Source organism: Stenotrophomonas sp. Y-13 (genome assembly GCF_046267925.1).
GTDB classification, from domain to species: domain Bacteria; phylum Pseudomonadota; class Gammaproteobacteria; order Xanthomonadales; family Xanthomonadaceae; genus Stenotrophomonas; species Stenotrophomonas acidaminiphila_A.
In genome coordinates this window covers 2,802,352-2,822,510 of sequence record NZ_CP176501.1, presented here as the reverse complement: position 1 = coordinate 2,822,510, position 20,159 = coordinate 2,802,352, and the positions used below count along the sequence as shown (strand labels likewise).

Annotated in this window: 17 protein-coding genes; 15 read left to right on the top strand and 2 right to left on the bottom strand. The window is 70.4% G+C overall.

All coding sequences use genetic code 11. The features are described 5' to 3' along the window. The first annotated feature begins 371 nt into the window (after window positions 1-371). From ACJ7VY_RS12785 to ACJ7VY_RS12765, 5 genes are all read left to right on the top strand, one after another. Entirely contained in the window at window positions 372-755 is a 384-nt protein-coding gene (locus ACJ7VY_RS12785; protein WP_104939468.1) for a RidA family protein, read from the top strand. Between the two features lie 9 nt (window positions 756-764). Further along, the gene (gene recG / locus ACJ7VY_RS12780; RefSeq protein WP_409475759.1) at window positions 765-2,909 is read left to right on the top strand and encodes an ATP-dependent DNA helicase RecG; all 2,145 of its coding nucleotides are present in this window, start codon (window positions 765-767) and stop codon (window positions 2,907-2,909) included. A gap of 65 nt (window positions 2,910-2,974) precedes the next feature. Next, entirely contained in the window at window positions 2,975-3,916 is a 942-nt protein-coding gene (locus tag ACJ7VY_RS12775; protein ID WP_104939466.1) for a nucleoside hydrolase, read from the top strand. 83 nt (window positions 3,917-3,999) lie between these two features. Continuing rightward, complete coding sequence (locus ACJ7VY_RS12770) at window positions 4,000-4,242, top strand: type B 50S ribosomal protein L31 (protein WP_056931181.1); 243 nt, start codon at window positions 4,000-4,002, stop codon at window positions 4,240-4,242. Window positions 4,243-4,606: 364 nt separating this feature from the next. Further along, window positions 4,607-5,881: a citrate synthase gene (locus ACJ7VY_RS12765; protein WP_313248273.1), complete on the top strand. Its 1,275-nt coding sequence runs from the start codon at window positions 4,607-4,609 to the stop codon at window positions 5,879-5,881. A gap of 696 nt (window positions 5,882-6,577) precedes the next feature. Here the strand turns inward: ACJ7VY_RS12765 and ACJ7VY_RS12760 are convergent. Both ACJ7VY_RS12760 and ACJ7VY_RS12755 read right to left on the bottom strand, forming a co-directional pair. Continuing rightward, window positions 6,578-7,216: a hypothetical protein gene (locus ACJ7VY_RS12760; protein ID WP_409475758.1), complete on the bottom strand. Its 639-nt coding sequence runs from the start codon at window positions 7,214-7,216 to the stop codon at window positions 6,578-6,580. A gap of 78 nt (window positions 7,217-7,294) precedes the next feature. Further along, window positions 7,295-9,718 carry a penicillin-binding protein 1A gene (locus ACJ7VY_RS12755; RefSeq protein ID WP_409475757.1) on the bottom strand — a complete coding sequence of 808 codons (2,424 nt, stop codon included), beginning with the start codon at window positions 9,716-9,718 and terminating at the stop codon, window positions 7,295-7,297. A 218-nt stretch (window positions 9,719-9,936) separates the two neighbouring features. On the opposite strand from ACJ7VY_RS12755, the gene ACJ7VY_RS12750 reads away from it, so the two are divergent. The 10 genes from ACJ7VY_RS12750 to ACJ7VY_RS12705 all read left to right on the top strand — a co-directional run bounded on the left by ACJ7VY_RS12750 (window position 9,937) and on the right by ACJ7VY_RS12705 (window position 20,158). Then, window positions 9,937-10,995, top strand: coding sequence for a pilus assembly protein PilM (locus ACJ7VY_RS12750; RefSeq protein ID WP_104940255.1), 1,059 nt, complete (start codon window positions 9,937-9,939; stop codon window positions 10,993-10,995). Then, the gene (locus ACJ7VY_RS12745) at window positions 10,995-11,708 is read left to right on the top strand and encodes a PilN domain-containing protein (protein ID WP_409475756.1); all 714 of its coding nucleotides are present in this window, start codon (window positions 10,995-10,997) and stop codon (window positions 11,706-11,708) included. The genes ACJ7VY_RS12750 and ACJ7VY_RS12745 overlap by 1 nt, the downstream gene beginning before the upstream one ends. After that, window positions 11,705-12,382 carry a type 4a pilus biogenesis protein PilO gene (locus tag ACJ7VY_RS12740; RefSeq protein WP_104939461.1) on the top strand — a complete coding sequence of 226 codons (678 nt, stop codon included), beginning with the start codon at window positions 11,705-11,707 and terminating at the stop codon, window positions 12,380-12,382. The genes ACJ7VY_RS12745 and ACJ7VY_RS12740 overlap by 4 nt, the downstream gene beginning before the upstream one ends. Next, window positions 12,382-12,918 carry a pilus assembly protein PilP gene (locus tag ACJ7VY_RS12735; protein WP_161614968.1) on the top strand — a complete coding sequence of 179 codons (537 nt, stop codon included), beginning with the start codon at window positions 12,382-12,384 and terminating at the stop codon, window positions 12,916-12,918. Before ACJ7VY_RS12740 ends, ACJ7VY_RS12735 begins: the two co-directional genes overlap by 1 nt. 21 nt (window positions 12,919-12,939) lie before the next feature. Beyond that, window positions 12,940-14,820, top strand: a complete 1,881-nt coding sequence (locus tag ACJ7VY_RS12730) for a type IV pilus secretin PilQ family protein (protein ID WP_313247607.1) — start codon at window positions 12,940-12,942, stop codon at window positions 14,818-14,820. Window positions 14,821-14,936: 116 nt separating this feature from the next. Continuing rightward, the gene (locus ACJ7VY_RS12725; protein WP_293761551.1) at window positions 14,937-15,947 is read left to right on the top strand and encodes a MoxR family ATPase; all 1,011 of its coding nucleotides are present in this window, start codon (window positions 14,937-14,939) and stop codon (window positions 15,945-15,947) included. 113 nt (window positions 15,948-16,060) lie between these two features. Further along, window positions 16,061-16,939 carry a DUF58 domain-containing protein gene (locus tag ACJ7VY_RS12720; protein ID WP_409476815.1) on the top strand — a complete coding sequence of 293 codons (879 nt, stop codon included), beginning with the start codon at window positions 16,061-16,063 and terminating at the stop codon, window positions 16,937-16,939. Continuing rightward, a complete protein-coding gene (locus ACJ7VY_RS12715; protein WP_313247608.1) occupies window positions 16,936-17,391 on the top strand; it encodes a DUF4381 domain-containing protein in 456 nt (151 codons plus the stop codon). The genes ACJ7VY_RS12720 and ACJ7VY_RS12715 overlap by 4 nt, the downstream gene beginning before the upstream one ends. Next, window positions 17,391-18,386, top strand: a complete 996-nt coding sequence (locus ACJ7VY_RS12710) for a VWA domain-containing protein (protein ID WP_313247609.1) — start codon at window positions 17,391-17,393, stop codon at window positions 18,384-18,386. The genes ACJ7VY_RS12715 and ACJ7VY_RS12710 overlap by 1 nt, the downstream gene beginning before the upstream one ends. Continuing rightward, window positions 18,365-20,158: a VWA domain-containing protein gene (locus tag ACJ7VY_RS12705; protein ID WP_409476814.1), complete on the top strand. Its 1,794-nt coding sequence runs from the start codon at window positions 18,365-18,367 to the stop codon at window positions 20,156-20,158. Before ACJ7VY_RS12710 ends, ACJ7VY_RS12705 begins: the two co-directional genes overlap by 22 nt. Window position 20,159 lies beyond the last annotated feature (1 nt).

Genomic DNA, 20,159 nt, shown 5'->3' with positions numbered 1-20,159 from the left:
AGTGAGCGCAGCGAACGGGTAGCTGCGGGGCTTGCCCCGCATGGAGCTTCACCGGAATGCCCCACCGGGCGCAGCCCTGCGCCATGCACGCCAGCGCCGACCCCCTGTGGCGTGGGGCACCGCCGCGCTGGGGCTCCATCGACCCTGTCCGCACCCGCTGCGGAACAACCGTCATCCGCCGCCGCCGCGCTTTCTCCACAGCCGGTGTGCAACGGCATGCCGACAACCTGTGGATAAGCGTCCATGCGCCTTGCCGGGCGTGCCTTCGCCGCCGGTGGTGAAAAAATGTCCACGATGGCCGCGGCGCCGGCGGGCCGGCATGCCCGGGGCGGACGCTACAATGCCGGGCCATATCCCAACCGGAGTCCCCCATGTCCCGCCAGATCATCAACACCGCCAACGCGCCGGCCGCCATCGGCCCGTACTCGCAGGCCGTGCGCGCCGGCAATACCGTGTATTTCTCCGGCCAGATCCCGCTGGACCCGGCCACCGGCGAGATCGTCGCCGGCGACGTCGCCGCACAGGCGCGCCGCGCCTTCGACAACCTCAAGGCGGTGGCCACCGAAGCCGGCGGTTCGCTCGACCAGATCGTGCGCCTGGGCCTGTACCTGACCGACCTGGGCGAGTTCGCCAAGGTCAATGCGGTGATGCAGGAGTACTTCCAGGCGCCGTTCCCCGCCCGCTCCACCATCGAAGTGTCCGGCCTGCCCAAGGGCGCGGCGTTCGAAGTCGATGCGGTGATGATCCTCGACTGATCCACCGGCATGGCGCGTACCCGTGCGGCGGCCCCCGCGCTGGCGGCCAGCGGCGAAACCCCGGTGACGGCGCTGCCGGGCGTCGGCCCGGCGGTGGCCGCCAAGCTGCAGGCGCGCGGCATCGGCAGCCTGCAGGACCTGTGGCTGCACCTGCCGCTGCGCTACGAGGACCGGACCCGGCTCAGCGCCATCGCCACGCTGTTGCCGGGCAGCGCCGCGCAGGTGGAAGGGCGGGTGGTCGCGGTGGAGCGCGGCTTCCGCTACCGGCCGGTGCTGCGGGTGGCGCTGGAAGACGACTCGCGCGGCACCCTGGTGCTGCGCTTCTTCCACTTCCGCGCCGCGCAGGTGGCGCAGTTCGCGGTCGGCGCGCGCCTGCGCTGCTACGGCACCCCGCGCCCGGGCCAGCACGGGCTGGAGATCGTGCACCCCAGCTACCGCATGCTCGGTGACGGCGAGGAGGCCGGCCTGGGCGACGCCCTGGATCCGGTCTATCCGGTGGTCGAGGGGATCGGCCCGGCTACCCTGCGCAAGTTGATCGGCCAGGCGTTGGAGCGGTTGCCCGGCGAGGCCGCGCTGGAGTTGCTGCCGGCCGCCCTGCTGGACGGCCTGGCGTTGCCGTCGCTGCGGCAGGCGCTGTTGACCATGCACCGGCCGCCCGCCGATGCCGATGTCGCCGCGCTCGCCGCCGGCACCCACCCGGCGCAGCGGCGGCTGGCCATGGAAGAACTGCTGGCCCACCACCTGAGCCTGCGCCGCCAGCGCATCGCCCTGCAGCAGCATCACGCCCCGGCGCTGACGGGGGGCGACAAGCGCGTGCGGCAACTGCGCCAGTCGCTGCCGTTCCGTCTTACCGGCGCGCAGCAGCGCGTGTTCGCGCAGATCCGCCAGGACCTGGCGCGGCCGCACCCGATGCTGCGCCTGGTGCAGGGCGACGTCGGCTCCGGCAAGACCGTGGTGGCCGCACTGGCGGCGATGCTGGCGGTGGAGCAGGGCAAGCAGGTGGCGCTGGCGGCGCCGACCGAACTGCTGGCCGAGCAGCACCTGGCCAACCTGCGCGGCTGGCTTGAGCCGCTGGGCGTGCAGGTGGCGTGGCTGGCCGGCAAGGTCACCGGCAAGGCGCGCGCGCGGGCGCTGGAGGACATCGCTTCGGGGCGTGCGCAGGTGGTGGTCGGTACCCACGCGCTGATGCAGGACAGCGTGGTGTTCCACGACCTGGCGCTGGCCATCGTCGACGAGCAGCACCGCTTCGGCGTGCACCAGCGGCTGGCACTGCGCGACAAGGGCGCCGACGGCCGCAGCGTGCCGCACCAACTGGTGATGACCGCCACGCCGATCCCGCGCACGCTGGCGATGGCCGCCTATTCCGACCTGGACGTGTCGGCGATCGACGAGCTGCCGCCCGGCCGCACCCCGGTGCAGACCATCGTCATCAGTGCCGAGCGCCGGCCGGAACTGGTCGAACGCATCCGCGCCGCGTGCGCGCAGGGGCGCCAGGCGTATTGGGTATGCACCCTGATCGACGAGAGCGGGGACGACGGTGGCGGCCCCGCGGCCAACGCCGGGCGCATGGAGGCCGTGGCCGCGCAGGCCACGTTCGAGGCGCTGTCCGCGCAGTTGCCGGGCGTGCGCGTCGGACTGGTGCACGGGCGCATGAAGGCCGCCGAGAAGCAGGCCGCGATGCGCGCCTTCAAGGCGGGCGAGACCGGCCTGCTGGTCGCCACCACGGTGATCGAAGTGGGCGTGGACGTGCCCAATGCCTCGTTGATGATCATCGAGAACGCCGAGCGCCTGGGCCTGGCGCAGCTGCACCAGCTGCGCGGCCGGGTGGGGCGCGGCGCGGCCGCGTCCAGCTGCGTGCTGATGTACCAGGGGCCGCTGTCGGCGATGGCGCGGCAGCGGCTGGAGACCATGCGCCAGACCAGCGACGGTTTCGTGATCGCGGAAAAGGATCTGGATCTGCGCGGCCCCGGCGAACTGCTCGGCACCCGCCAGACCGGGCTGGCCGCGTTCCGGGTGGCCGACCTGGCGCGCGACGCGGGGCTGCTGCCGGGCGTGCATGCCCTGGCCGAACGGCTGCTGGCCGACGCGCCGGCGGTGGCCGACCGCGTCGTGGCGCGCTGGGTGGGCGGCGCGGCCCGTTACGCCTCGGCCTGAACGCGCACTTCCCCTGTCAGGGCCCAGGTGCCAGACTCCATGGCCGACCAGAAGGCAAGCATGAGATGAGCAAGAAGATTCCGCTGCTGATTGATACCGACCCGGGCGTGGACGATGCGCTGGCGCTGTTGATGGCCTTTGCCGACGCGCGCCACGACGTGGTCGGGTTGACGGTGGCGGCGGGTAATGTCGGCCTGGGCTACACCGTGCGCAACGCGTTGAAGCTGTGCGAGGTTGCCGGGCGCGGCGACGTGCCGGTGTTCGCCGGTGCCCCCGATCCGCTGGTGTATCCGGCCGAGGACGCGGCCCACGTGCATGGCCGCGACGGCTTCGGCGACGTCGACCTGCCCGCCGCCGCGCGCGCGGTCGAGGACGAGCACGCCGCGCTGGCGATCCTGCGCCTGTCGCACCAGTATGCCGGCGAGCTGCTGCTGGTCGCGCTGGGGCCGCTGACCAACATCGCGCTGGCGCTGAAGCTCGACCCGACCCTGCCGCAGCGGGTGAAACGCTTCCTGGTGATGGGCGGGGCGATCACCGGCCACGGCAACATCACCCCGGTGGCGGAGTTCAACATCGCCTTCGACCCGGAGGCGGCGCACATCGTGTTCACCGCGTTCCCGCATGTCGAAGTGGCCGACTGGGAAGCCACCGTCGCCCATGGCCTGCTGCACCGGAACGTGGAGCAGTGGCTGGCCGCCGATACCGACAAGGCGCGTTTCTACGAGCTGATCTCGCGCCAGACCCGGCTGTGGTCCGAGGACAGCCGCGGCGAGTACTGGTACGCGGCCGACGCGCTGGCGATGGCCTGGGCGCTGCAACCGGAAGGCGCGACCCGGCTGGAACAGCGCCCGCTGGCGATCGAGATGGCCGGCGGCCGCACCCGCGGCGCCACCGTGGTGGACTGGAACCGGCAGACCGGCGCGGCGGACAACACCACCCTGCTGATCGGCTACGACCAGGCCCGCTTCGAACGCCAGGTGCAGCGGGCGCTGGGGCTGGATTCCTGATTCCCCGCAATCCCGGCTTGCCCCGACGGGCCGGCCGGGACTATAATGCCGCTCTTGACCACCAGCCCACACGGTGTGAGCCCATGAAGGCCGACATTCATCCCGATTACCACAACGTCGTGTTCCACGACGTCACCTCCGATTTCAAGTTCCTCACCCGTTCGACCATGTCCTCCAAGGAAACGGTCAAGTGGGAGGACGGCGAAGAGTACCCGCTGATCAAGGTCGAAATTTCCTCGGCCTCGCACCCGTTCTACACGGGCAAGCACAAGGTCATCGACACCAGCGGCCGCATCGACAAGTTCCAGAAGCGCTACGCGCGCTGATCGCAACTGTCGTTCCGCCCGGACAACGGCCGCGCCCTGCGCGGCCGTTGTTTTGTCATGCTGGCAGCTGCGCCAGCCCCTGCGTGCCATGCCGGGCGGCTGTCCGCTGCGCCTCCGCCGGGGACGCCGGGCGCGCCGTCAGCGTGGCGCGCGCCACGGCTGAATCCCGGCGCAATGCCGGCCGGTGCGTGCGCGACGCTGTGTCGCGCGCGTGCGCCGTCCATAGGACTTTAGTCTGCGCAACCGGCAAATGCTGCTGTGCGATAATGGCCTGAACCGCGGTGCAAAACCGTGGAACTTCCTTCACGTGCCTGCCCGTCATTCCTCGTCGGGGCCGGCGCCATCCACTTGAGGAGCGCACACTGTGTCCGATCTTGATCAGGTCACGCTCAACGCCGGCGACACGTCGGTCGTTCTGCCTGTAGTCAAGCCCGTCCTGGGCAACGACTGTGTCGATATCTCGAAGCTGACCAAGGAAACCGGTCTCTTCACCTACGACTCCGGTTACACCGCCACCGCCAGCTGCAAGTCGGCCATCACCTACATCGATGGCGACAAGGGCGTGCTGCTGTACCGCGGTTACCCGATCGAGCAGCTGGCCGAGAAGTCCAGCTTCGTCGAGGTCGCCTACATGCTGGTCAACGGCGAGCGCCCGGACGCCGCGCAGCTGAAGGCCTTCGAGGCCGAGCTGGCCGAGGAAGCCGGTGTCGACGCGTCGATCAACACCCTGATCGGCAGCTTCGCCAAGGACGCGCACCCGATGGCGATCCTCGCCGCGGCGATCGCGCAGCTCTCGGCCAAGTACCACGATTCGCTGGACCTGGCCGATGCCGAGCAGCGCCGCAAGGCCGCCGTGCGCCTGATCGCCAAGGTGCCGACCCTGTCGTCGCTGATCTACCGCCACGGCAAGGGCCTGCCGGCCAATGCCCCGGACACCTCGCTGGATTACGTCAGCCGCTTCCTGAAGCAGACCTTCGAGTCGGCCGACGGCCAGTACGAACTGAACCCGCACGTGGTGAAGGCGCTGGACCTGCTGTTCATCCTGCACGCCGACCACGAGCAGAACGCCTCGACCTCGACCGTGCGCCTGGTCGGCTCGACCGGTGCCAACCCGTACGCCTCGGTCGCCGCCGGCGTCACCGCGCTGTGGGGTCCGGCGCATGGCGGCGCCAACGAAGCCGTGCTGAAGATGCTGGAAGAGATCGGCAGCGCCGACAACGTCGAGTCCGCCGTGCTCAAGGCCAAGGACAAGACTTCGGGCTTCCGCCTGATGGGCTTCGGCCACCGCGTCTACAAGAACTTCGACCCGCGCGCCAAGGTCATCGGCGAGATGACCAAGCAGGTGCTGGGCCAGCTGGGCGTGACCGACCCGCTGCTCGATGTCGCCATCAAGCTGGAGCAGGCCGCGCTGCAGGACGACTACTTCGTCGCCCGCAAGCTGTACCCGAACGTGGATTTCTACAGCGGCATCATCTACAAGGCGCTGCAGATCCCGACCGAGATGTTCACCGTCATGTTCGCTCTCGGCCGCACCGCCGGCTGGGTATCGCACTGGCTGGAGCAGCAGGTCGATCCGGAAATGAAGATCGGCCGTCCGCGCCAGGTCTACACCGGCCACGCCGTGCGCGACTACACCTGAGCCTGCGCGCATCGGCGCAGCGATGCGCCGCCCGCGCGACCAAAGCCCCGCTCCGGCGGGGCTTTTTCGTGTCCGTCGTTCCAGGCATGCGCCTTTGCGCGGGGCAGGGCGATGGCCCGTATCGCACGCCGCGACCGGTATCCGGACGCGGGTAGCGGCGCCAGCAGCAGCCCGCGCGCACGCCACTTCTCCACAAGGTCTGTGCGGCACTTCCGGCAGAAGTTGTGGATAACGCCCGCACCGCCTTGCGTGGCGGCCCTCGGCGAAGCATGGTGAAAAAACCGCCAGGAGCGGTTTTTGACATCGCCTGTCGATGGCCCGAAGGGTTCCCGCCATGGACGGCGGGAACCAAAAACCGCCAGGAGCGGTTTTTGACATCGCTTGTCGATGGCCCGAAGGGTTCCCGCCATGGAGGGTGGGAACCAAAAACCGCCAGGAGCGGTTCTTGACATCGCTTGTCGATGGCCCGAAGGGTTCCCGCCATGGAGGGTGGGAACCAAAAACCGCCAGGAGCGGTTTTTGACATCGCCTGTCGATCGCCCGCAGGGTTCCCGTCATGGAGGGTGGGAACCAAAACCGCCAGGAGCGGTTTCCGGCATTCGTCCGTCGATGCTCATGCCCCGGGGGCAACAGACGTCTCCGGCGCCAGGCGTGTGCGGACGCAGGGAAAGTGCGCAGGCAGGCCGCCGCCGCAGCTCAGGGCGCCGATTGCCCCTGTGCGCCGGCCAGCAATTGCCGCAGCTGCGCCAGTGTCGCCCGCGGCAGCGGCTTGCCGTCGTCGCTGGAAACCGGCGGGTGGCGCAGTGCGTCTTCGGGCAGCACGATCAATTCGAAGGCGATGCCGTCGGCGGCGAATTCCCAGCGCGGATAGGGTTGCCGCGAGGCGTGCCCGGCCAGTTGCAGCAGCGACGTGCGCGCCTCGGCGGGAATGCGCTGGTCGTGCAGGAAGCGCTGCACCGCATCGGGGTCGTCGCAATGCAGGTGCAGGACCACCGGCGTGGACGCATTGGCGGTGCCGGCCAATACGGCGCCGCCCAGGCGTGGCTGGAAGGCCTGCAGGAACTGCATGGCCTGCACGGCCGATTCGCGGCGCTGGCGCAGCGCCGTCGGCTGCGCGTGCGCGTCGAACAGCCGCTGCTGCTCGCGCAGCACTTCTTCCACCTGGGCCTGGCGCGGCCACAGCGCTTCGTCGTGGATGCCCAGGCGGCTGGCCGCCTTGCGTCGCGCCTGGTCGAGATCGTGGATGCCGCTCTCGCGGACCAGGCGGGCGGCCTCCTGGGCGATCAGCTGCCGCTCGCGGCTGCCGCGCTGCGCGTTGGGTGCCGGGCGTGGCATCGCGGTTCTCCCCTTGTCGGCGGCCCGCCGGATCGCGGGCCGGTGCGGAAAGGCGGCGCGCCGCCTTTCCGGGGTGGATCAGAAGATATCGAACGCGGCGTCGTCGGCCTGCGGGTCGTGCTGGTCGAAATCGAACTCCTGCATCCGGTCCAGGTCCTCGACCTTGATCCATTCGGTGGCGCCGTTGAGGGTCGCCTGGACCATGCCCGAGGGCGGGTCGTTGCGTGCGATCGGCGCGTCCTTCAGCGCCACGCGCATGTAGTCGATCCAGATCGGCAGCGCGGCGCGGCCACCGTACTCGCGGTAGCCCAGCGAGCGGAAGTCGTCGCGGCCGACCCACACCGTGGTGGCCAGGGGGCCGCCGAAACCGGAGAACCACGCATCGCGGTGGTCGTTGGTCGAGCCGGTCTTGCCGCCCACGTCCTCGCGCCCCAGCACCTTGGCCGCGGTGCCGGTGCCGCGCTGGACCACGTCGCGCATCATCGACACCAACTGGTAGGCGGTGCGCTCGTCGATCGCGCGCGGCGCGGTGCGGGCGTCGGGATTGGGCGCCACCGGTTCGGCCTGGGTGCTGGTGCCGGCATCGGCGCTGGCCGGTGCGGGCGCGGCTTCGGCACCGAAGTTGAAGCCGTCCACCACCTGGCTGGCCGGCGCCGTGCCACCGGCGGCGGCGCCACAGCCGCGGCAGGCCAGCGCCGGATTGGCCTTGAACACCACGTTGCCGTCGCGGTCCTTGACCTCGTCGATGGTCCAGGTGTCGACCCGTGAGCCGCCATTGGCGAACACCGCATAGCCGCGCGCGACCGACAGCGGCGTCAGCGAGGCGGTGCCCAGCGACATGGACAGGTTCGGCGGCAATTCGGCTTCCTGGAAGCCGAACTCGCTGATGTACTTGCGTGCGAAATCCACGCCGATGCTGTCCAGCAGGCGGACCGACACCAGGTTGCGCGACTGCACCAGTGCCTCGCGCAGGCGCATCGGCCCGCGGAAGCCGCCGCCGTCGTTCTTCGGCTCCCAGGTCTTGCCGCGGCGGTCGCGGAACACCACCGGCGCGTCGAGCACGATCGAGGCCGGGTTGAAGCCCTTGTCGAACGCGGCCGCGTACAGGAACGGCTTGAAGCTGGAGCCGGGCTGGCGCCGGGCCTGGGTGGCGCGGTTGAACTTGTTGCCGGCGAAGCTGAAGCCGCCGACCAGGGCACGCAGGGCGCCGTTGCCGGCGTCGAGCGAGACCAGTGCGGCCTGGCCGAGCGGCAGTTGTTCGATCAGCCACTCGCCTTCCTTGTCGCCGGCACGCACGCGGATGACGTCGCCGCGCGCGGCCAGCTTGGCCGGCGCGCGCGTGGTCCAGCGGCTGGCGGCCACCGGCAGGACCAGTTCGGTGCGGTCGGCCAGCACCACGCTGATGCCGCCATCGGCGTGGACCGCCGACACGATCGCCGGCAGCAGCCCGGACTGCGCGGGGATCGCGGCGAGGTGGCGGGCCAGCGCGGCGGCATCGGCCTCCGCGGCGACGTCGAAATGCTGTTCCGGGCCGCGCCAGCCGTGGCGGTGGTCGTACAGCAGCAGGCCATCGCGGACGGCGATGTTGGCCGCTTCCTGCGCCTGGCTGTCGATGGTGGTGGTGACCCGGTAGCCCTTGTTGAGCACGTCGCCGCCATGCAGGGCGATCATTTCCTGGCGGACCATTTCCGCCACGTAGGGCGCGTTGACCTCGATCGGCGGCTCGTGCGGGCTGGCATGCATCGGCACCGCCTTGGCCGCGTCGGCCTCGGCCTGGCTGATGAAGCCCAGGTCGGCCATGCGCTGCAGCACGTAGTTGTCGCGGCGCTGGCGGGCACGCTCGGGATTGCTGATCGGGTTGCCGCTGGACGGGAACTTGGGAATGCCGGCCAGCGAGGCCATCTCGTCCAGGTCCAGTTCGCCCAGCTTCTTGCCGTAGTAGTACTCGGCGGCGGCGCCGATGCCATAGGCGCGGTTGCCGAAGAAACTCTTGTTCAGGTACAGCTCGAAGATCTCGTCCTTGCTCAGCTCGCTCTCGATCCTGCGCGCGAGCAGGATCTCGGCCAGCTTGCGGGTGTAGCTGTACTCGGAACTGAGGAAGAACTGGCGGGCCACCTGCTGGGTGATGGTCGAGCCACCCGGCACGCGCCTGTCGCTGGTGGTGGCCAGCAGCCAGACCGCGCGGGCGATGCCCTTGTAGTCGACTCCGCCATGTTCGTAGAAGCGCGCGTCCTCGGTGGCCAGGAACGCCTGCTTCAGGCGCTCGGGCACATCCTTCATCTCGACCGGGTAGCGCCGGGTCTCGCCGAACACGGCCATCAGCTTGCCATCGCTGGCATGCACGTACATCGGCTCCTGCAGCTCCACCTCGCGCAGGGCCTGCACGTCGGGCAGCTTCGAGGAAACCACGTAATAGAGAGCGCCCGCGGCGATGGCGCCGACCAGGGCAAGGGCAACGCACAGTGCCAGCAGCCAGCGCAGCCAGCGACGGAAACGGGGCATCAAGCAGGATCCCGATTGCGGATTTCGTGGCCGCAGAGTATAGAGTACGCGGGGGAACGGCTGGGGCCGTCCCCTGGGGAGATGGGGGTCGGGGATGGCTCTGATGGCGTGACGGATTTCTCGGCCTGCGCGCGGAGCGGTTGCCAATCACCAGAAATTCATTATTAATGCGCGGGCGCAACAAGTGCGTCCAAGTGCCCGTCGGCAGGGGAGAAACCGTGGGGCTTATCCCAAAGAGTCAACCACCGATCATCGGTGTTGACATCAGCTCGACTGCGGTGAAGCTGCTTCAGCTTGCCCGCAGCGGCAATCGTTTTCGCGTGGAACACTACGCCGTGGAACCGCTTCCGCCCAATGCGGTGGTGGAAAAGAACATCGTCGAGGTCGAGGCGGTCGGCGAAGCCATACGCCGTGCGGTGGCCCGCTCGGGAACCCGCGCCAAGGGCGCGGCCGCCGCGGTCGCCGGCTCGGCGGTGATCACCAAGGTGATCCCGATGCCGGCGGACCTGGACGAGGCCGACATGGAAGCCCAAGTCGAGCTGGAGGCGGTGAACTACATCCCGTACCCGATCGAGGAAGTGAGCCTGGACTTCGAGGTGCTCGGGCCGGTGCCCAACAACCCGGAAATGGTCCAGGTGCTGCTGGCGGCCTCGCGTTCGGAGAACGTCGAACTGCGCCAGTCGGCGCTGGAGCTCGGCGGGCTGGTGGCCAAGGTCATGGACGTGGAAGCGTTCGCCATCGAGAACGCCTTCGCGCTGGTGGCCAGCGAGCTGCCGGTGGCCAGCGACGGCGTCGTGGCGCTGGTGGACATCGGCGCCACCATGACCACGCTCAACGTCCTGCGCGGTGGTCGCAGCCTGTACAGCCGCGAACAGGTGTTCGGCGGCAAGCAGCTCACCGACGAGGTGATGCGCCGCTACGGCCTGAGCTACGAGGAAGCCGGGCTGGCCAAGCGCCAGGGCGGGTTGCCCGAGAGCTACGAGGTGGAAGTGCTGGAGCCGTTCAAGGAGGCCACGGTCCAGCAGATCGGCCGCCTGCTGCAGTTCTTCTATGCCGGCAGCGAGTTCAATCGCGTCGACCACATCGTGCTGGCCGGCGGCTGCGCGTCGCTGCCGGGGCTGCCGGTGATGGTCGAGGAACAGCTGGGAGTGAGTACGTCGGTGGCCAATCCGCTGGCGCAGATGACGCTGGGGCAGAAGGTGCAGGCGCATGCGCTGGCCCAGGACGCCCCGGCGCTGATGATCGCTACCGGCCTGGCCCTGCGGGGGTTCGACTGATGGCACGCATCAATCTATTGCCATGGCGCGCCGAACGGCGCAAACAGCGCCAGCGCGAGTTCTACACCATGCTCGGCCTGGCCGCCGTCGCCGGCGTGCTGATGTCGCTGCTGCTGTACTTCTACTACGACGGCCAGGTCAGCGGCCAGAACGAACGCAATGCCTACCTCGAGGCCGAGATCGCCAAGGTCAAGGAGCAGAACAAGGAGATCGACCGGCTCGACAGCCAGAAGAAGCGCCTGCTCGACCGCAAGCAGGTCATCGAGGAACTGCAGGGCAAGCGCTCGCAGATGGTGCACCTGTTCGACGCGCTGGTGCGCACCATTCCCGATGGCGTGGTGCTGACCGCGCTCAAGCAGGAAGGCGAGACGCTGACGCTGGAAGGCCGCACCCAGTCCAACGCGCGGGTCAGCACCTACATGCGCAACCTGGAAGGCTCGGGCTGGATGTCCAATCCGGAGCTGTCGGTGATCGAGGCCAAGGCGCAGGAGGCGTCGGGCTCGGCGGTGGACATCAAGTCGCTGCCGTACGTCTTTACCCTGAAGGTGAAACTGCCGGCGCCGGGTGAGAACGCGGCGCAGGGCAACGTGGCGCCGAATGCCGACGCCGCCGCGCCCGCCGCCACGCCGGCAGCGGCCGCCGACCCGGCAGCGCCGGCCCCCGCCGCGCCGGCCCCGGCTGCCGACACGGCGCAGAAGGAGGCCCGCCCGTGAGCCAGAAGAAGAGCAGTTTCAACAATCTGGACCTCAACAACATCGGCAACTGGCCGCAGGGTCCGAAGCTGGTGTTCTGCGCGCTGCTGGCGCTGCTGATCCTGGGCCTGTCCTACCTGCTGGTGATCCGCGGCACGGCCGAGGAGCTGGAAGGGCTGGAAGCCAAGGAAGTGGAGCTGCGCGCCAGCTTCGAGAAGGAGCAGCAGCGCGCGGTCAACCTCGAGCCGCTCAAGCAGCAGCTCGCGCAGATGGAGCAGGTGCTGCAGCAGATGCTGCGCCAGCTGCCGAGCAAGACCGAAATGCCCGACCTGATCATCGACGTGTCGCAGACCGCGCTGTCCAGCGGGCTGAACAACGAACTGTTCAAGCCGGGCGACGAGCAGCTCAAGGAGTTCTACGCGGAGAAGCCGATCGCGCTGCGCCTGGTGGGCAGCTACCACCAGTTCGGCGCCTTCGTCAGCGGCGTGGCCTCGCTGCCGCGCGTGGTGATCCTGACCATGCACGACATCAACCTGAAGCCGAAGGATCCCAAGGCCGGCATCTCCGCGCGTAGCGGTGCGCTGGAGCTGTCGGGCACGGTCAAGACCTACCGCTACCTGGACGACAACGAGCTGGCGGACCAGGAAAAGAAGGCCGCCGACGAAGAAGCGGCGCGCAAGAAGGGGGGCAAGTGATGAAAGGTTCCCTCCGCATCCGGGCGCTCTGCGCGGTGCTGCTGGTGGTGGCCGCGGGCGGTTGTTCGCGCGGCATCACCAGCACCCCGGGCGATGCGCCCAATCTCGAGAAGTGGGTGGCGGACGTACGTGCGCGCCCGGCCACGCCGCTGGATCCGCTGCCGGTGATGCAGCAGTTCGAGACCTTCGAATACTCCGCACAGGGGCTGCGCGATCCGTTCAGCGATGCCTGGGCCAGCGCCGACGGCAACAGCGCCCTGCGCCCGGACCCGAACCGCCGCAAGGAGCCGCTGGAGGCCTTCCCGCTGGACAGCTTGGACATGGTCGGGACGATCGGCAAGGGCGCGGCCATGGTCGCGCTGGTGATGGGGCCGGACAAGGTGACCTACCGCGTCCGTCCGGGGGTGTACCTGGGGCAGAGCGATGGCCGCGTCACCAGTGTGCGCGAGGACGGCATTGAGCTGATTGAACTGGTGCCCGATGGTGCTGGCGGCTGGCTGGAACGCCCGGCCTCGCTGGCGCTTGACGATCGATGAATGATTATTGGGGATAGCACGATGACTTTTTCCAAAGCCCTGAGCCTGCGTCCCGCCCGGCGCCATGCGATGGTCCACGCCCGCGCACTGGGAGTTGCGCTTGCGTTGGCCTGCGGCTCTCCGTTCGCGGCCTTCGCCGCTGACGTCGCCCCGACCGCCGCCGCGCAGCCCGCGGCGACCGTGGCGGTCACCAAGGTGGACTTCAAGCGCGGCGATGACGGCGCCGGCCGCCTGATCCTGCAGTTCGACGGCCAGGGCGCCAGCCCGGACCTGAGGACCCAGGGCAATGACATCGTGGTCGACATGGGCAATGCGACCCTGCCGGCCGCGCTGCAGCGGCCGCTGAACGTGGTGGACTTCGCCACGCCGGTGCAACGCATCGACGCCCGCCCGTCGGGCCATGGCTCGCAGCTGGTGCTGAGCACCCAGGGGGCATTCGAGTCGCTGGCCTACCAGTCCGGCAACGAGTACGTGGTGGAGATCTCGCCACGCCAGGCGCCGTCGGCGACCGGTGCGGTGACCGCGCAGACCGTGGCCCAGGCCGCGGCCACCGTGGCCGCGCGCGGCTACAGCGGCCGCCCGGTGACGTTCAATTTCCAGGACGTGCCGGTACGCACCGTGCTGCAGCTGATCGCCGAGGAATCCAACCTCAACGTGGTCGCTTCGGACACCGTGCAGGGCAACGTGACCCTGCGCCTGGTCAACGTGCCGTGGGACCAGGCGCTGGACATCGTCCTGCGCGCCAAGGGCCTGGACAAGCGCCGCGATGGCGGGGTGATCTGGGTCGCGCCGCAGCCGGAGCTGGCCAAGTTCGAGCAGGACAAGGAGGACGCCCGCATCGCGATCGAAGAGCGCGAGAACCTGGCCACCGATTACATCCAGATCAACTACCACAGCGCCGAGGCGATCTTCAAAGCCCTGACCGAAGCCAAGGGCATCGGCGGCGCCGGCGGTGGTGGCACCGGCGGCTCGCAGCACGAGAACGGCTTCCTGTCCAAGCGCGGCATGATCGTCGCCGACGAGCGGACCAACACGCTGATGATCAGCGACATCCCGAAGAAGATCGCGCAGATGCGCGAGCTGATCGCGGTGATCGACCGGCCGGTCGACCAGGTGCTGATCGAGGGACGCATCGTCATCGCCTCGGACACCTTCGCGCGTGACCTGGGTGCCAAGTTCGGCATCCAGGGCCGTCGCGTCGGTGACCGCACCCAGGCCATCAGCGGCTCGCTGGGCGGCAACAGCAGCATCATCAACAACGGCATCGGCACCAACCAGGGCCTGAACGTCAACCTGCCGGCGAAGAGCTTCACGGACAGCCCGGCGGGCGCGATCGCCTACACCCTGCTGGGTGCCAATTTCTCCCTGGACGTCGAGCTGTCGGCGATGCAGGAAGAGGGGCGCGGCGAGGTGGTGTCCAATCCGCGCATCGTCACCGCCAACCAGCGCGAAGGCGTGATCAAGCAGGGCAAGGAGATCGGCTACGTCACCATCTCCGGCGGCGGCGGCGCCGGCGGCGCACCCACCGCCAACGTGCAGTTCAAGGAAGTGCTGCTGGAGCTGAAGGTCACCCCGACCATCACCCAGGACAACCGCGTGTTCCTCAACATGAACGTGAAGAAGGACGAGGTCGATACGTTCCTGGACGTGAAGGACTTCGGCACCGTGCCGATCATCAACCGCCGCGAGATCAATACCGCGGTGCTGGTGGACGATGGCCAGACCGTGGTGATCGGCGGCGTGTACGAGTTCAACGACCGCAGCAGCGTGGCCAAGGTGCCGTTCCTGGGCGACGTGCCGTTCCTGGGCAATCTGTTCAAGAAGCGCGGCCGCGCCAAGGACAAGGCCGAGCTGCTGGTGTTCGTGACGCCTAAGATCCTGCGCGTCGCCAAGCCGCACTGAACCGGGTCCATCCGCAAGAGCACGGGAGGCCGCCGCAGGGCGGCCTCTTCGTTTGCGCTCCGCGGCCACCGGCGTGCCGGTGAACCATTCCTGCGTGGATCGGTCAAACTGCGCCTATGGACCACACCCCGCACCTGCCCCCGCCGCCGGCCGACGAGGCCGCCCTGCATGCCGCTTTCATCGCCCTGCGCGACGCCCTGGCCGGCGAGATCGTCGGCCAGTCGGTCCTGGTCGAACGCCTGCTGGTGGCGTTGCTGGCCGATGGCCACCTGCTGGTGGAAGGCGCGCCCGGGCTGGCCAAGACCACCGCGATCCGCGCGCTGGCCGCGCGCATCGACGCGCGCTTCGCGCGCATCCAGTTCACTCCCGACCTGCTGCCGGCCGACCTGACCGGCACCGACATCTGGCGCCCGCAGGAAGGCCGCTTCGAGTTCCAGCCGGGCCCGGTGTTCCATCCGATCCTGCTGGCCGACGAGATCAACCGCGCGCCGGCCAAGGTGCAGTCGGCGCTGCTGGAAGCGATGGGCGAGCGCCAGGTGACGGTAGGGCGGACGACCTATCCGTTGCCGCCGGTGTTCCTGGTCATGGCCACCCAGAACCCGATCGAACAGGAAGGCACGTTCCCGCTGCCCGAGGCGCAGCTGGACCGTTTCCTGATGCACGTGCGCATCGGCTATCCCGATGCCGCGGCGGAGGTCGACATCCTGCGGCTGGCCCGCGAGCGCGCGCTGCGCGAGATGGATGCGACGCCAGTGCAGGTGCGGAAGCTGTCGCTGGAACAGGTCGAACAGGCACGACGGGCGGTGCTGGAACTGCACATGGCGCCGCAGCTGGAACGCTATCTGGTGGAGCTGGTGCTGGCCTCGCGCGACGCCTCGGCCTACGACGCCTCGCTGGCCCGCCGCATCGCCTGGGGGGCCAGTCCGCGCGGGTCCATTGCCCTGGAGCGCTGCGCGCGGGCCAAGGCGTGGCTGGCCGGGCGCGACTACGTGACCCCGGACGACGTGCGTGCGGTGGCGCCGGACGTGCTGCGGCACCGGGTCCTGCCCAGCTATGAGGCGGCCGCCGAGGGCTGGGATGGCGAGCGCCTGGTCGCGGCGCTGCTCGACCGCGTGCCGTTGCCGTGATCAAGCCGGTTGCGGGGAACGGGGACAAACCGACGGCGGTATCGCCCGCCCGGTCGGCCGCTGGCGGAGACGCCGTCGCGGCCCCCGGTTCCCGGCTCCCTGCGACCGAGGGCATCGCCCCTTCGCTGGCCGAGCTGATCGCGCTGCGGCGTGCGGCGATGCCGGCGCATGGCCCGCGTCGCGGGCGGCGCGGCGCGTCCGCGCGCGCGCTCTCCGCGCAGCGTGGGCGCGGCATGGAATATGCCGAGTCGCGCGAGTACGTGGCCGGCGACGATGCCCGCCACATCGACTGGAAACTCAGTGCGCGCACCGGCTTCACCCACACCAAGACCTTCCAGGCCGAGCGCGAACGGCTGACCCTGCTGGTGGCCGATACCGCACCGGCGCTGTACTTCGGCACCCGGGTGCGGTTCAAGTCGGTGCAGGCCGCGCGCGCCGGCGCGGTCGCGGCCTGGTCGGCATTGCGCGACGGCGACCGCGTGGCGGCGCTGTGCGCGGGCGGAGGGGCCGCGCTGGTGCCGCCGGCCGGGGGCATGCGCGGGGTCCTGCGCGTACTCGATGCGCTGGTGCGCTGGTACGGCGCAGCGGCAGTGGATGACGCAGGCCTGCAGCCGGCACTCGAGCGTGCGGCGCGCCTGCTGCACCCGGGCGCGCGGGTGCTGGTGCTGGCCGACCCGGGCAGCGCCCTGGCCGTGGCCCCGGCCACCTGGTCGGCGCTGTCGATGCACGTGGACGTACGCCTGCTGCTGCTGGTCGATCCGCTGGAGATGCGGCCGCCCCACTGCGTGTTGCCGGTGCTGGCACCGGGCGCGCGCATGGAGCTGGACCTGGCCACCGGCGCGACGCGCGATGCCTGGCACGCGGCTTTCGTCGCCCCGGTGGAAGCGCTGTGCCGGTCATTGCCCGGGCGCAGGATCCAGGTGCAGGTGCTGGCATCGGACGACGCCAGCGACGCCTGGCTGGCGCCTGCCGCGGCGCGGAGTGGCCGGTGATCGCCACCACGCTGCCGCTGCGCGACGTGCACCTGCCGGCCGCGCCCGGCGTGTGGCCGCCGGCGCCAGGCTGGTGGCTGCTGCTGGGCGTCCTGCTGCTCGGGCTTGCCGTGTTCGTGGCACTGCGGCTGCGTCGCCGGCACCGGCGGCGGCGCTGGCAATCGCTGTTCGATGCGGCGCTGGCGGCGGCATCCGCTCCAGCCGCGCGCGTCGGCCGGGCCTCGGACCTGCTGCGTCGCGCGGCGCGTCGCTGCGACCCGTCGGCCGCGCTGTTGCAGGGCGAGGCCTGGCTGCGGTTCCTCGACGGGCCGGCGCGCCGCGATTTCAGCCACGGTGATGGTCGGCTGCTGCTCGACGGCGGCTTCCGCCGCCAGGTCGACGAGGCCCAGGCCACGCGCGCCTGCGCGCTGGCGCGCGGGCGTTTCGTCGACCTGATGGAGCGGCGCCGGTGATGGAGCGCCTGCACGCGCTGCTGGGCGGCCTGCCGGAGTTCGCCTGGCCTTGGCTGTGGCTGGCGGTGCCGCTGCCGCTGCTGATGGCTTTGTGGCCACGCCCGGCCGGCAATGGGCCGGCACTGCGGGTGCCCTGGCCGCCGGCGCGGTTGCAGGCAACGATGGTGCACCGGCATGGGCCGTGGCCGCGCACCCTGCTGCTGTGGCTGGCGTGGCTGTGCCTGTGCGCGGCCGCCGCGCGACCGCAGCAACTGGGGGATGCGGTCGAACCGCCGCGGCAGACGCGGCAGATGATGCTGGCCGTGGACCTGTCCGGCAGCATGAGCGAGGGCGACATGCTGCTCGGCGGCCGCGTGGTGGATCGGCTCACGGCCGCCAAGGCGGTACTGGCCGACTTTCTCGACCGCCGCGAGGGCGACAGCATCGGCCTGCTGGTGTTCGGCCAGCGCGCTTATGCGCTGACCCCGCTGACCCGCGACCGCGCCAGCGTGCGCGAACAGCTGCGCGACAGCGTGGTCGGGCTGGCCGGGCGGGAGACCGCGCTGGGCGATGCCATCGCGCTGGCGGTCAAGCGGTTACGCGGGCAACCCGAAGGCCAGCGCGTGCTGATCCTGCTCACCGATGGCGTCAACACCGCCGGCGTAATCGACCCGCTGAAGGCGGCCGAGCTGGCCAGGGCCGAGGGCGTGCGCGTGCATACCATCGCGTTCGGCGGCAACGGCGGGGTATCGCTGTTCGGCATGCGGCTGCCGGGCGCGGAGGACCCGATCGACGAGGACACGCTAGCGCGCATTGCCCGGGACACCGGCGGCCGCTTCTTCCGCGCGCGCGATACCGGCGAGCTGGTCGGCATCTATGCCGAACTGGATCGCCTGGAGCCGGTGCGCAGCGCCGGACCGGCGCTGCGTCCGCGGCTGGAGCGGTATGCGTGGCCGCTGGCGGCGGCGCTGCTGCTGGGCCTGCTGGCGCTGGCCTGGCCGGAGCGGCGCCGGTGATCGCGTTCTGGAACAGCCTGCATTTCATCCGCCCGGATTGGCTGTGGGCGCTGCTGCTGCTGCCGGCCGTGTTGCTGGGCGGCTGGTACCGGCGGCGCCGGCGTGGCGATTGGCGCAGCGTGGTGGACGCGCACCTGCTGCCGCACCTGCTGGCGGATGGCGGCCGCCGCGCCCGCGGCAGATGGCTGGCCGTACCGGTCGGCCTGTTGCTGGCGGTGCTGGCCCTGGCCGGGCCCAGCTGGCGCCAGGTGGAGCAGCCGCTGTGGGAATCGAAGACGCCGTTGGTCGTGGTGCTGGACCTGTCCAGCCATACCGGCGCGGCCGACCTGCCGCCGAGCCGGCTGCTGCAGGTGCGCGCCAAGCTGGCGCTGCTGCTGCGCGAGCGCCGCGGTGGCGAGGTGGCGCTGGTCGCGTATGCCGACGAGCCGTTCACCGTGGCGCCGTTGACCGATGACGCGGCCAACGTCGCGCTGTTCCTCGACGCACTGGCGCCGGAGGTCATGCCGGTGGATGGGCAGGACGCCGGCAAGGCGCTGGAATGGGCCGGCAGCCTGCTGCGCCAGGCCGGTGCGCGCGACGGCGCGATCCTGCTGCTGAGCGACCGCGCCGATGCGGGCGCCGCCGCCGAAGCCGCACGCCTGCGCGCGGCCGGCTACCCGGTATCGGCGCTGGGGCTGGGTACGCCAGCGGGGGCTGCCTATCGCGACCGCGAGGGACGCATCGGCCATGCCCGGCTGGACGAACCGTCGTTGCGTGCGCTGGCGCTCGCCGGCGGCGGTCGCTACGCGCGGCTTTCCGCCAGCGACGCCGACCTGCAGGCGCTGGCGGTGCTGCAGCCGCAGGCCGCCGCCGGCGAGCGTGCCGGCCGCACCGAGACCGCCTGGCAGGACGAAGGCTACTGGCTGCTGCCGCCGCTGCTGCTGGTCGCGCTGTTGGCGTTCCGGCGGCGCCGGCAGGGGTTGGCGGCGCTGGCGCTGTGCCTGTGGCTGCCGCTGGCCATGCCGGCACATGCGGCCGAACGCGGCGGCTGGTGGCAGCGCGCGGACCAGCACGAGCACCAGCGCCTGGCCGAAGGCGTCGAGGCGTACCGCAAGGGCGATTTCGCCACTGCCCAGCGCCGCTTCGAGGGCGTCGACAGCGAACAAGGCTGGTACAACCTGGGCAACGCGCTGGCGCGGCAGGGTCGCTACGACGAGGCGATCGCCGCCTACGACCGCGCATTGGCACTGCGGCCGGGCATGGACGACGCAAAGGCCAACCGCGCCGCGGTCGATGCCGCGCGCAGGCGCAAGCCACCGCCAGGCCCGCAAGGGGGCGGCCAGCAGAACACACCCGATACGCAGCAGGGCAAGTCATCGCCCGGCCAGTCACAGGATGGCAAGTCGCAGGACGGCAAGTCGCAGCCACCGCCATCGCAGGCCCCGTCGCAACAGGGGCAATCGCCCTCGCAGCCGAAGCACGCGCCGCCGCGGCCGGGACAGGGCCAGGCCGCGGCCGATACGGCGCCGAAGGCGCCGCAGGCGGAAGATGCCCGCGGCCAGCAGCAGGCCGACCGGGCCCAGCGCGAGCGCATGGCCGAGGCGCTGCGCCGGCAGACGGGCGGCGATGGCGACCCCGGAAAGCGCGCGGCGCAGGCGGCGATGAGACCGCAGGAGCGCGAGCGGCGGCAGGCGATCGAGGCATGGATGCAGCGCGTGCCCGATGCGCCGGGCGATCTGTTGAAGGCGAAGTTCCAGCTCGAATACGAGCGGCGCAGGCGGGAAGGGCAATGAA